Raw genomic sequence first — 13,505 nt, forward strand, 5'->3', positions numbered from 1 at the left:
ATTATTCACATTAAATTGTTCCGGTTACCAGCAAAAGAATTGATACTTTCTGCTCCAGGATCTCTTTTCTCCGGGTGCCAGGCTTAATCGAATAAACACTTCTGGCGAAATAACGTGGCCGATCCCCCACAGGGCCATATGCGCCACCGTAAAATCGCTGATCTCCCTCACTCCCGCCCTGCTGGCGCTGTGCGTTAGCTGCCAGGAATAAGGATAATCGCTGCCGTTAAAGCCTTGCATTCTCCCATAGAAGGGCTTGTGGGGTCTCTCATTCCAGCATACCTCGCAATCATGAACAGACAGCAGGCCCGAGGTATAATCCGATTCGACCTCCGTAAAACGGACAGGGACAGGCAGCTTGAGCTTATACTCGGGTCCTACCGATTCCTCATTAATCCCTATGAAATTATGAATGTACTCCTCCGTATCTATCCTTTGGCTCCCTTCATTGAAGAGCTCATAATCTATCGTCAACGCCGTGTCCTGAATCGAGATTTTTTTAACGAGCTTTGCCGCATACCCCTTGACGTTCCTAGGATGAATCGTATAGGTGATACTCACGTCATCCGAAGTGATATCCACATCGAAGGGTTCCACCGGATACGTATACTGAAAGTGATACGAGTCCTTGCTGATCCGTTGAAGAAGGCCCACCCCTAATTTAGGAAACCACCCGCCTACTTCGGCCTCTGCATACCCCATACCTTCATGCAGTCCAAACTCGTTGCACAACCCGGAACCACCCTGAGGGTTAAACCCATCCGCAAACTCATGAACACAGAATGTGTGACCGCTCTCGGTCAATTTGGCCTGGGTAATGAAACCGGTCCGGTCAAAACGCGTGCCTTGGTAACGACCAACCTCCGCTATATCGACTTCCAATTGTCCGTTTGCTAATTGATGTCCCAAAAAAATCGCTCCATTCATGATGAAGAAGCCCCGGCCGACTTGCCTGCCAGGGCTTCCAAAATGTTGTATGCTCGTGTGTCAGGCAAGCTCGACACGAATCCGTTGACACTCGTCATCGGATAACGCGGACAGCAAGCTGCGATCCAATTCGGCTGCCCCCGGTTTCTGACTGCGCAGCTGAATCTTCTCGCCGTTCAGCGTAACCGATTGAATCGTATAGCTTCCGTAATCCAATCGCTTCGGATTGCTGTATACAATCTGAAGCTGTTTACCCGCAAATCGCGTATGCACAACGGCAATGCCATCGGCTCCGAATTGCGAAGGCCTGAGCTTCGGCTCCAAGAGCAGATGTCCCAGTTTTCCTTTCACGCCAAAGACCTCGGTCAGCATGGTAAGCAAAAGCCAGCTTGCCGAACCGGTAAGATAGGGATACATCCCTCTTCCCTTCTCGTTGATGTACTCGGGAATTCCCGGATACATGCGGCTGCGTTCAAAGTCATTGCTCAAATCGTAAATCGATTGTAATACCTCGTATCCCTCTCGGACGAAACCTCTCTTATAAAGAGCGTTAGCGTACATGACGCTCATATGGCTGAACATGGCTCCATTCTCTTTATGCCCGAACGCGAAACCGAATGCCCGCCCCAGATTTTGCTGAATCTCGCCAAAGTTCGTATTCAGACGATAGCCGATGCTCGGATCTTTTAAATACCGATCAACCGACTTCGTAATTTGTCCTACCTGTTCATCGTCCGCAATTCCGCCCATCACAGCAAAGACCTGGCCTGTGAGCGTCATGCGCACGCCAAGGGGATGGTCGCCTTCCACGCGCGCTCCGTCATTATTGTAATAACCATTAAACCACGAGTATCCTTCTTGACTCGTAATCCATTCTTTGCTGCGCAAATGCCGGATGATCCAGTCCGCTTTCCATTTCAAATCCTTCACAACTTCCGCAACGCTAAACTTTCGTTTGTTTCCGGTGACGGAGACTTTAACGGCCTGATAATACTGATCAAGCAGTTCCAGCTTCTCCTGCACATCGTCATAGGAGACGGGAGCCGTTACCGAATCAAGCAGCACGGCCATTTCTTCCGCAATTTCAAGAAACTCCACGCCTTCGCCGTCCTGCCATGCCAGCAGCAGATCGCCAAGCTGCATCAAATTGCTTGCATAGAACGCAGTAAAGGCTACGCTCTCGCCTCTGTCCGGGGCAAGATCGAGACCATCATTCCAGTCTGCTCCCTCAAGCTTGATGTTATTGTGTTCACCGACATTAAAGAACGGAACCAAATTCTGCAGCAGCATGTGCTCCAGTATCGTACCTTCGTATACCTCACCGTTCACGGTTAAGAGCTGATTCCCATGCTCAGGCAGCCATCCGCTGTCCTTCTCCTTGCACCGACTAACAAATACGTCGCGGAAATAGGTCTGCGGCTGCTTCAGGAAATCCAAATCCCCGCTCTGATCTATATAAAGCAGCGTGGTCATGAATGGCCATGCACCGTGATCCATCCATACGCGCGGTATGTTGTTCCGGTCAGCGATAAACTCACCGGGCTTCGTTCCGATAATCGTGGCATTGCTTCCGTCCATCCGGACACCCGCGTAATTATTGAGCAGCAGATACCGGACCTCGGACGGTTCCATGATCATCAATGCGAGGCAGTCCTGCCATAGGTCACGCCATCCACGCCCTCCGCGGCCATAGTCATGATAAGGAAGAAATGAGTTGCCATATAGGCGCCTCAATATCGGCTGCAAGGTTACCCATTTCATCCACAAGTCCTGCTGCTGATCTCCGGTCTGGAAGGATACCGTATTCAGTTTGTCATTCCAATAGGCTTCATTCTGAGCAAGCAGCCCATCAAAGCGATTCTCCGATAAATACGTTTCAGACAGCCTTTCAGTGTCTGCGCGATCCTCTGAAATAACCATTGCCATGACAAAGACCTTGGATTCACCCGGCAGCAATTGAACCTGCGCAAACCGCAAACCTCCTATAGCCTCGTACCCTTCCACGGAGTCTCCTGCCTGTGCGCCTGCTGGCTTATTGGCAATGACTGCCTCAGGCCAATCGAGCGCGCCGCCTTCCCCGATATATTCCTCGAGCACCGGAAAATAACCGATCGGTTCCGCACCGTCCGCTTCCGCCCCCAGCACACTATAGGATACGTGATTGATACGGTGACCCCGCTCGTCAAATGAGAGAGCAGGCTGCACTTCAATCCCTTTACGATGGACAAAGATCCGGTGAAGCAGGGATGTTACGTGACGATGGTCCCTTAAGTCGTCTGCCGAACGGCCATACAGCGGGATCGCCGCGGTAGGGGTCAGTTTTAGCGTCTGCCCGCCTACGTTGGTCAGTTTTACTTTCATTAATTCGATTTTGTCATCCGTCACCGGAACGAAGCTGGTTACTTCCGCTTGCAGTCCGGCCTCCCCGTTCATCCGCGTCAGCTTATGCCATAAAAACCCGGCTTCCAATTGGCTTTCTTCTTCCTTGTTCATGAACCGGCTTGCGTTCTGCTTGGCAGAATTGCCGGTTACGGACCATGCGCCATGCCCGTCAACGTGCACCCAAAAATTACGTGCGGACTTGGAATTATGTAGATCCTCCACCGATACGGGCGACATGAAAAACGTATTATGACTGCTGGTCATTTCACCGTGAAGATTCGGCGTGACGGCCGACATCATGCCGGCCTCATTCACTAAAGGAAAATATAAATAGTTATGATGTCCGGGATCACTTAACTTAAAGACACCCTGGTTCCCCTCAAACTTCCATCCTGTTGATTTCATATCACGATCTCTTCCCCTCTATGCCTTAGGATTTGACGGCTCCTGCAAGAGCACCATCCACCAGATATTTCTGTATGAACGTGTACAGAATGATCAATGGCGCAGCTACGATCGTAATTCCGCATGCCAGCAGCGGCCAGTTATTCCCGTACTGCCCCCTGAATTCCTTCAGACCGAACGTAATAGGATAGTTGGACGGACTCGGGAGATACATGATCGGCCCGACAAAATCATTCCAGATTCCGATTGCGGTCAGAATGACGCCCGTTGCGATAACAGGCTTCATCAGCGGCAGAATGATCTGGAACAGGTAACGGATATATCCGGAACCATCCATTCCTGCGGCCTCATCCAAATCGCGGCTGATCGACTTGATGTAGCCGACAAACATCATGAACACAACGCCCGTTCCCGTCGTTTTCAGCAATATATAACCAAGCTTGGTATCATAGCCGAAGAACGAAACGCTCTCCTTGAAGGACAGCATGAGTTTATACTGGGCAACCATCGGATTCGGAAGAAACTGGGACAGCAAAAAGAACATATAAATGAATCCGCTCCACATCACATATCCGCGCGCGACCGGAAACGCCGCAAACAGCGACACGATGATGGTCAATACCGTCGCCGTTACCGTATAAATCAAGCTGTTCGTGAAATAGCCAGCGAAATTGCCCTCAGACCATGCTTGCGTGTAATTGCCCCATTCGATGTTCTGAACGATCCCGATCGGGTTGAGCAAATATTCGTTGAAGGATTTCAGCGATACATTGAATACGAGCAGAAGCGGAACAACGTAGAGAATCAGCAGCAAACCTATGACGCCATAAGAAAGGATTTGCGTGGTTTTGGAATTTTGCATCAATATTCCACCTCTCTCTTCCGCGTCTGTCTGACGGCCACCACAACAAAGAGGAGAATAATCAGGAACTGTATGACGGATAGAGCCGAAGGAAGACCCATTTCCAAACTTCCCCGGAACGTTTCTTTGTACACGTCATACGCCATCGTCCTTGTATTGAAGCGACCGTCTGTAGTCGCCAGAATGATATCAAAGGTAGACATTGCGCCAATGATGGATAACAGCATATTCACCGTGAAGGACGGTGCGATCAGGGGGAAGGTAATATGACGGAAGGATTGCCACTTGTTGGTGCCGTCAATATGACCCGCCTCATATAAATCTTTCGGGACGGATTGGAGCCCGGCCAGAAAGATCAGCATGGAGTAGCCCATGTACATCCAAATCTGGACGAAAATAATATAGCCGAAGGCGTGAGTGAAGCTCCCAAAGAACATGTCCTGATAGCCGAAGAGGGCGTCGTAGAGGCGATTGACCGGTCCGTTTAACGGATCGAACATCATCCCCCAGATCAGAGCGACGACAGCTACGCCCAATACAACCGGCAGGAAGAATACCGCACGATAGAAGTAATCGCCTTTTAGGCGCTGGTTAATGATGACGGCGATAAACAGAGCGACCCCGTTCTGCACGATCGTAACAACGAACATAAAGATCAGGGTGTTTACGATGGAACGCCACCGCTCCCCTGAGTTCCCCGAGAAAAATAATTCCTTATAATTATCAAGCCCGACAAACTGGTACGTGCTGCCCGGGAGGTTCTTGACATCGGTAAAGGAATAGATGACCGTCAGGATCGATGGTCCAAAATAAAACACGATATACAACGCCATCGGTATCAGCAGCAGCAATAAGGGTATGAATCGGTTAAATCCTTTTCCAAATGGATACATCTCTCTCACCTCGCAAATCCCTTTTCAATGAATGTCGGGGCCTGCTGCACAGACCCCGACTACAGTATGGTTCATTCTATATAGGTCTCTTTATAATAGAAGAATCTTTATTTTGGAGCGGCAGCTTCCCATTCTTTTTGTTGAATGTCAGCCAGTTCTTTTGCTGTTTTGTACGGGCCGCCCGGTGCCAGGAATTCCGTATGCACGCCTTCTGCAGCCAGATGCTCGCCAATATTTTGACGGTTAATCATCATGATTTCGTACGCCAATTCGAACTCTCCGAGATATGGAGTCAGTTCATTATCAATAAATTCACTTTCCGTCTGAATGTTATCCTGTGTCGGGATGAAACCGGCAGCTTTCACGAATGTCGTGTAATTTTCCGGCTCGGAGAAGAATTCAAGCCATTTTAGGGCTCCTTCTTTGTTCGGTCCTTTCTCCGCAGCATACCAGGTTACGTCATACTTGCCGACAAAGGAGGAATTCTTGGCTGCATCTTCCGTAGCCGGTAGCGGGAAGTAACCGAATTTCAGCTCCGGATTTGCTGCTGCGACGGTTGGAGCATCCCAAGAACCATCAGCCAGCATGGCTGCTTTTCCTGTGGCAAAATAGGAAGGTGCCGTTGCATAATCAATTCCCATGAATCCGTCAATCATGTAATTGTCTTGAAGCGTCTTCATTTTTTCCAATACTTCGATTGCCTCTTCATCGTTGTAAGCCGTCTCGCCTTTCCACACGCCCTCAATCCATTTCTGCTGATCTCCGCCGCCCAGAATTTTAGCTTGCAGAGCAAATACAGGAAGTTTCAATGGCCATACGTCTTTACCTGCAACAACAATCGGGGTAATGCCTTTGGCTTTCAGATCATCATTCAGCTTGATGAACTCCGACCACGTTTTCGGCACGCTCAATCCATTCTGTTCGAAGATTTCCTTATTGTAGAACAGGCCCGACATCGCAACCTTGCCCGTTGGAACAGCATACACTTTATCGTTATAAGTTCCGGCTTTTTCGATATCGTTAGCGTTATAATTTTTAATGAAGGCTTGGTCGGATAAATCCGCGATCAATCCCGTATCAATCCATTGCTGCCAATCCGGTACTTTCGCTCCCGGTGTCCATTCCTGCGGAGAGAGCCTCATTCCCGATAAATCAGCCAAAACGTCGACGTCATTCGCGGTAATTCTTGCTCTCTGCGCCTGCTTGTATTCGTCATCCGGACCCGTAGTGGTATACTCTATCGTATACTCGGGATATTTCTCTTCAAATTTCTTGTTGATCTCTTCAACCGCTTTATTGATGTTATCTTGTTTCCAGTGTAAAATTTTGATGACCTTTTTATCACCTTTCGCAGGTGTACCCTTATCGGCTGAATCGCTGCTTCCGCAAGCCGCTAGCGAGAAAGTCAGAGCACCCGCCAAAAGTATTGCTGATAATTTCTTAATCATTTCGTTACCCCCTGAAATTAAAGTGCAATTCATTATGAAACCGGATTCATCATTCCGCTTTTTCTCGCCCAGTACCATCTTGATGTTACGAAACATTTATTATAAATTTTCGTAATTTAACGAAATATACCGAAAGCGGTTTCGCAAGGCCTATTATTACTCATTATTTTTTGTTTGTCAAAGCTTTTTTCTCTTTCCCACAATATTTTGTTATTGAACGCGATTCAGCCTTATCCCTTTCTATTACAAGCATCATAGCTACTCTCTTCATTGACTTACCTGGTTAAAGCAGATACACTAATTTACGAAACAGTTTCGAATCAGTGCTGTATACGTTTCAACCAGATTGGTTAATACTTATCACAATGGTAGGCTCTATCGATATGTTTTCCGTTATCACTCCATCGGATCATATAAAAACTTATACCTAAACAACATATTTTGAGCAGGAAACACGTATAAAACCACTCTTTCTCTCCTTAACCTTGCACTTACAGACAAGGCAATCATGATTAACGAAAACTTACGAAAATTATGAAGTGACATCATAAACAGAATAAGGGGCGTTTCGCATGGCGTTAAACATCAAAACAATCGCTAAGATGGCCGGGGTATCCGTATCCACCGTCTCCAAGATTATCAACAACTATAGTGATGTATCCGAGGAGACCAAAGCACGCGTGTTGGAAATTATGAAAGAGACGGGATACACCCCTTCCAATTCTGCGAAAACATTAGCAACCAAGAAATCTAATTTAATCGGCATCATATTTGCGGGAAAGCTGAATGTCGATTTTACCCATCCTTTTTTTGTTGAAGTTCTGAATTCATTTAAAAAGCAAATGGGGGTACTCGGTTACGATCTACTGTTTTTTTCGAATGAGAAATTCCAAGGGGATGACGCCGACTACCTAGGCCGATGTCGTCATTATCAGGTGGATGGCTGTGTCATTATATCCGGCGAGGAAATCGAGCCCTCGATTAAAGAGCTTGATGAGAGCGACATTCCGTGTATCGGGGTCGATATTGAACTGTTCGGCGAAATGTCGGGGCATATCATGTCCGATAATTATAAAATGTCCTCGAAGGTCGTGGAGCATTTCTATCTTCAAGGCTTCAGAGACTTGGGGTTCATCGGAGGCAGCAAGGAGTCTGAAATCTCCAACATGCGTGAGGCCGGTTATCGTAACGCCATGGACAGCTTCGGCCTTCCGGCCCGTACGGAATGGTTCCAAAGCGGTGAAGATTTTCATGAGGCCAGCGGATATAAAGCCATGACACGGCTGATCCAGGCGGGTTCTCTTCCCCGCGCAATCTTTGCAGCCTCCGATCAGATTGCGATTGGAGCCATCCAAGCACTTCAGGAACATAGTCTGAATGTCCCTGACGATGTATCGATCATCGGTTGTGACGATATTGAGGCGTGCAAATATACAACACCCAAACTAACGACGATTCGGCAAAATAAAGAGAAAATCGGCCGCTTGGCAGCGCTCATGCTCTATGACCTTATCCATAAACAATCACCCGTCAGCTCCTTTGTCGTAGAGCCTGAACTCATCGTTCGTGAATCTTGCGGAAGCAATACGCACCACTACGGTTACTTCTAAAGAGTAGAGCTGAGGTGACGGGGGTGCTTCTAGCGAAGAGAATCCCTCTTTATCTCACTTGGTATGGTAATCCTCACCTAAGCCTAGTTAGGCTTTATATGTGTAACAAAAAAAGCCCAGGGCATCATGCCCTAGGCTTTTTAACGTTGTTTATTACAGGTCGTAGTACAGGGAGTACTCGTGCGGATGAACGCGGATATTAACCGCTTTGGCTTCGGCACGCTTGAACTCAATGAAGTTCTCGAGGAATTCTTGCGTAAACACGCCGCCTTCTGTCAAGAACTCATAGTCTGCTTGAAGTGCATCCAAAGCTTCATCCAGGGAACCCGGTACGCTGCGGATTTCTTTCTTCTCGGCGTCGGACAATTCATAAATGTTTTTATCGAATGGTCCATAACCGAGTGCGGTAGGATCGATTTTACGCTTGATACCGTCCAAGCCTGCCATCAGCATAGCGGAGAATGCAAGGTAAGGGTTCGCCGTGGAATCCGGTGTACGGAACTCGATGCGGCAGCCTTTAGGCGTTACAGCTGCAACCGGAATCCGCACTGCGGCAGAACGGTTGCCTTTGGAGAATACGAGGTTAACCGGTGCTTCATAGCCTGGTACCAGACGTTTGAAGGAGTTCGTGCTCGGATTCGTCAAAGCGATTAATGCAGGCGCATGGTACAGAATACCGCCGATGTAGTGGATCGCTGTTTCGCTCAGGTTAGCATAAGCGCCTTTTTCGTAGAACAATGGGGTGTCACCATCGAAAATGGATTGGTGAACGTGCATGCCGCTTCCGTTATCCCCGAACAATGGCTTCGGCATGAACGTAGCCGTTTTGCCATATTGGCGTGCTGTGTTATGCACGATATATTTATAGATCAACAAGTTGTCAGCTGTTTTTTTCAATGTATCGAAACGGAAATTGATTTCTGCTTGGCCGGCCGTTGCTACTTCATGGTGGTGACGCTCAACGCGAAGTCCTGCTTCATCAAGCAAACGGCACATTTCGCTGCGGATATCCTGCTGAGTATCCACAGGTGCTACAGGAACATATCCGCCCTTAACGCCAACTTTGAAACCAAGGTTGCCGCCTTCTTCCTTGCGGTTCGTATTCCAATGTGCTTCCTCGGAGTCTACGAAATAGCTGGAGCTGTTCATGGAGCTTTCATAGCGAACTTCATCAAACAGGAAGAACTCGGATTCCGGTGCGAAAAATGCTGCTGTTCCGATACCGGCCTCTTGAAGGTATTGCTCGGCACGAGCCGCGATACCGCGCGGGTCACGCTCGTAAGCATCCCCTTCCGGAGTATAGATGTTGCTCATAATATTAAGCGTAGGATGTGCTGTAAACGGATCGATATAGCTAGACTCCGGATCAGGCATCATAACCATATCCGATTCTTCAATGCCGCGGAATCCTGGAATAGAAGATCCATCGAACGCGACCCCATTCACGAATGTTTCTTCATCTACTTCTGAAGCCGGCAAGCTAATATGATGAACCCGTCCCGACAAGTCTACAAAACGAAAATCAACCCACTCAATATTGTTCTCTTTAATGGTTTGCAATACTTTCTCTACCGACATGTCTCTTCCTCCCAATTTCCGAACATTTAGACTTAAACAGCTTAACAATGTTCATAATCTTTCGATTTCTTTTCGTCATTATATGCCGGGAGATAACCTGACGTCAATACCTATGTAAGGTATTTTTGAAAACAATGTTAAGTTATATTACATGAAAAACCAGTTAATGTAAACTCAGAAAAAAGACACCTGCAAGCTTTTTGCAGGTGTCTTTTATATTAGAAATTAAGGAAATGGCGAACCATAACGATGTGCTGAACGTTATCCACGGGTATACAACGGCTTATCAGAAAAACGTCTATCGGCGTACTTTCTCAGTAGACAGACCGCATTCAGCGGAAGTTTTTCTTGCGAGATAAGCATGGTTGGCCACCGTTGTTTTTCTTCCTTATCTCTGACCAGAAGCTATACGCGCGCAAATTCAGAAGCCGGTGCTTTCGCAGTCGCAAAGCTTTTGCCTACCAATGGGGCCAGCTGCTCCAAGTCTTTAAGCAATGCGGCGAATTGATCCGGGAACAGGGATTGCACCCCGTCGCCTGTCATGGAATTGTCCGGATCCGTGTGCATCTCAATAATAAGACCGTCTGCCCCAGCCGCCACGGATGCCTTGGACATCGGCTCGACAAGCTCGCGTCGTCCCGTTCCGTGACTCGGATCAGAAATGACCGGAAGGTGACTCAACCCTTGTAAAACAGGGATGGCAGATAAATCCAGCGTATTGCGGGTGTAAGTTTCGAATGTTCGGATTCCGCGTTCACAGAGCATGACATTTTGATTGCCGCCGGCAAGGATGTACTCCGCTGCATTCAGGAATTCATCATAGGTTGCGCTGAAACCTCTTTTCAGTAATACCGGCTTGCCGCAGGTACCCAGTTTTCGAAGCAGATCGAAATTTTGCATATTACGGGTACCCACTTGCAGAATATCGGCGTACTCCGCGCAAATATCCACGTATTCGGGCGTCATAACCTCCGTAATCGTCAACAGGCCATGTTTTTGCCCGGCTTCCGCCATCATGATCAAACCTTCGACGCCAACGCCCTGGAAGCTGTATGGTCCCGTACGAGGTTTAAAAGCACCGCCTCTAAGCACTTGTCCTCCTGCTGCCTTAACCAGCTGAGCGATCTCGTCAATCTGCTGTGCGGATTCCACGGCGCATGGACCACCCATGACAACCAGATTGCCGCCGCCAATCTTGGTGCCTTTAATATCAATGACGGTATCATCCGGATGAAAATCACGACTCGCGAGCTTATAGGACTTGGAGATTTTAACCACATTCTCTACGCCCTTCATTTGGCGAAGATGCTCCGCAAGCTTCGGGTTCACGCTGCCGATCAGCCCGATCACGGTACGATCCGCCCCCTGGGATACGTGAGCCTGCAGTCCTTCCTTCTCAATCTCGCTTGCGATATGCTGAACTTGTTCCTCTGATATTTGATTGGATGTAATAACGATCATAATAAAACCTTCTTTCTGAATATATTCCATTTTAATGTGTGATAGCCACTTTCGCGCTTGTTCGCTTTTAAGCTTTTATGCTTTTAACCGATAAAGTAAATATACAGAAAATATCTCCCCTCGTCAAGCCCATTCTTCAAGCCTGAACGATCGGGAGATATAGACCACCTGTTACATCAATGTTTTGCTGCGTCCTTCCGCTACGGTGCGCTTCACGAGGGGTATCACAATTCTTACCGTTGTCCCAATACCGGCACGGCTGAATAACGTGACCCCGTATTCGCTGCCATAATGAAGTTTGATTCGTTGATCCACATTCCGAATACCGTATCCGGCATTCGTAAGATCCTGCCCGCCTGTATTGTCCAGAACTCTGCCGGGCGGGAACCCGACGCCATTATCGATAATTTTAAACTCTAGGACGTCTTCCAGCACTCTGGCGGTAATTCGAACATGTATATAATCCCCGGTCCAGGCATGCTCCAGCACATTCTCGATAAACGGCTGCAAAATCAATTTCACGGTTTCATACCGGACCACTTCCGGCTCAAAATCATAAGTAACCTGCATCCGTTCGTCGTATTTAATCTTTTGAATGTCTACATACGCCTGAGCCTGTTCCAACTCATTCTTCACAGAGATGATATTCCGTCCATCATTAAGAGACAGACGATAAAACTTCGCTAAGTCCATCACCATGCGCTGCAGCTTGTCCAGCATCCCAAACCGCGCCAGACGGCTGATGGAGGATAGGGTGTTGTATAGGAAATGCGGATTAATCTGCGCATGCAGCGATTCCAGTTCCGCTTGCTTTTTCTGAAGGTCGGCCAGATACACCTCATTAATCAGCTTGCCGATATTGCTGCCCATATCATTCAGGGCTGAAGCGATATGTGTAAACTCATCGTTCCCCTTGAACTGAGCCCGTTTATGAAATGCACCTTCCTGAAAAGAATCCAGAACAGAAACGATTTTGGATACGCGTAAGCTGAAATACTTGGATATCACAATGCTGACTATAAAAAATATAGCAATGCAAATGAGGCAAATAAGCAGGGTGAGGTTCCGGATTTTCACCGTATCTTTCTCCACAATGTCTGCAGGAACGACAGCGATAAGATTCCAGCCGAGCACGGGAATCGGCTTACGAATAAGCAAGTCTCCATTATTGCGCAGCTCGTTCTCCTTAAACACGGTTGTCTGTACCCCGCCTGAGGAAAGAATGACTCTGCCTTGCGAATCCGACAAATATAACGCTGTCCCATCACCAATTTTGTTATAATCCATGCTTTCGAACATATCTTCTAAACTGACATTGATTCGCACGAATCCAATCTCCTGCAGCTGTATAGAACTGATGTCTATCAGCCTGCGCAAGAGCGAAATGCGACCGTTGCCCGCATCATTTTCAACCTGCTTCCATTCCAGCGTCGATCCATAGTTTTCCTCTTGGGGATAGAGCTTGTACCAGGTCTTATCCTCAAGACGCTCATACTGATATATATCAAATAAACGCGTGTTGGATTCAAGCGGATCAGAGTAACTATAATTATTATAAATTTCCCTTAACTCTTCATTCCGTAAATAAATAGACAACCAAACCTTGGAGTTCGCTGTATTGATCGCCGTTTCCAGCTTCGGAATCAGGACATTGACCATCGTATCGTAGCTAACCCATGTACTTTCTGAATAACGCAGCCGGTTATTAAAGGACGAATCAAAGTAGAGCATGTCGGAAACGCGGACAATGTCTTCCATTTTATACGAAATGTTATCACTCATTTGGTGCAGGGTACCCTGAATGTTATTATACGTTTGTTCTCTAATCGATTTGATAAATACCTGGTTCGCGATATTTCCTACAAGCAATACCGGTATGATGATGAATACACAGTAAGAAATCATTAATTTGAAGCCAAATGGGATTTTGACCCGGATA

9 protein-coding genes are annotated in these 13,505 nt (G+C 47.5%); 1 reads left to right on the forward strand and 8 read right to left on the reverse strand.

The features are described from left to right. Window positions 1–24 precede the first annotated feature (24 nt). The 5 genes from PAEVO_RS18810 to PAEVO_RS18830 all read right to left on the reverse strand — a co-directional run bounded on the left by PAEVO_RS18810 (window position 25) and on the right by PAEVO_RS18830 (window position 6,917). Window positions 25–909, reverse strand: coding sequence for a hypothetical protein (locus PAEVO_RS18810; protein ID WP_100539509.1), 885 nt, complete (start codon window positions 907–909; stop codon window positions 25–27). Window positions 910–987: 78 nt separating this feature from the next. Next, window positions 988–3,714, reverse strand: coding sequence for a GH36-type glycosyl hydrolase domain-containing protein (locus tag PAEVO_RS18815; RefSeq protein ID WP_100538925.1), 2,727 nt, complete (start codon window positions 3,712–3,714; stop codon window positions 988–990). A gap of 25 nt (window positions 3,715–3,739) precedes the next feature. Then, window positions 3,740–4,576: a carbohydrate ABC transporter permease gene (locus tag PAEVO_RS18820; protein WP_100538926.1), complete on the reverse strand. Its 837-nt coding sequence runs from the start codon at window positions 4,574–4,576 to the stop codon at window positions 3,740–3,742. Then, a complete protein-coding gene (locus PAEVO_RS18825) occupies window positions 4,576–5,469 on the reverse strand; it encodes a carbohydrate ABC transporter permease (RefSeq protein WP_100538927.1) in 894 nt (297 codons plus the stop codon). The genes PAEVO_RS18820 and PAEVO_RS18825 overlap by 1 nt, the downstream gene beginning before the upstream one ends. 107 nt (window positions 5,470–5,576) lie before the next feature. Next, window positions 5,577–6,917 (reverse strand): ABC transporter substrate-binding protein, encoded by a 1,341-nt coding sequence (locus PAEVO_RS18830; RefSeq protein WP_100538928.1) that lies wholly within the window; start codon window positions 6,915–6,917, stop codon window positions 5,577–5,579. 572 nt (window positions 6,918–7,489) lie between these two features. Between PAEVO_RS18830 and PAEVO_RS18835 the strand changes: the two genes are divergently transcribed. After that, window positions 7,490–8,527, forward strand: a complete 1,038-nt coding sequence (locus PAEVO_RS18835; RefSeq protein ID WP_100538929.1) for a LacI family DNA-binding transcriptional regulator — start codon at window positions 7,490–7,492, stop codon at window positions 8,525–8,527. 153 nt (window positions 8,528–8,680) lie between these two features. Here PAEVO_RS18835 and glnA read toward each other — a convergent pair whose 3' ends face one another. From glnA to PAEVO_RS18850, 3 genes are all read right to left on the reverse strand, one after another. Beyond that, on the reverse strand, window positions 8,681–10,105 hold the full coding sequence (gene glnA, locus PAEVO_RS18840; protein ID WP_100538930.1) for a type I glutamate--ammonia ligase: 1,425 nt from the start codon (window positions 10,103–10,105) through the stop codon (window positions 8,681–8,683). A 405-nt stretch (window positions 10,106–10,510) separates the two neighbouring features. After that, window positions 10,511–11,566 carry a 3-deoxy-7-phosphoheptulonate synthase gene (gene aroF / locus PAEVO_RS18845; protein WP_100539510.1) on the reverse strand — a complete coding sequence of 352 codons (1,056 nt, stop codon included), beginning with the start codon at window positions 11,564–11,566 and terminating at the stop codon, window positions 10,511–10,513. 171 nt (window positions 11,567–11,737) lie between these two features. Further along, on the reverse strand, window positions 11,738–13,471 hold the full coding sequence (locus PAEVO_RS18850) for a sensor histidine kinase (RefSeq protein ID WP_100539511.1): 1,734 nt from the start codon (window positions 13,469–13,471) through the stop codon (window positions 11,738–11,740). Window positions 13,472–13,505 lie beyond the last annotated feature (34 nt).

The sequence above is a fragment of the Paenibacillus sp. GM2FR genome, from assembly GCF_002803325.1.
Taxonomy (GTDB): Bacteria; Bacillota; Bacilli; order Paenibacillales; family Paenibacillaceae; genus Paenibacillus_AQ; species Paenibacillus_AQ lautus.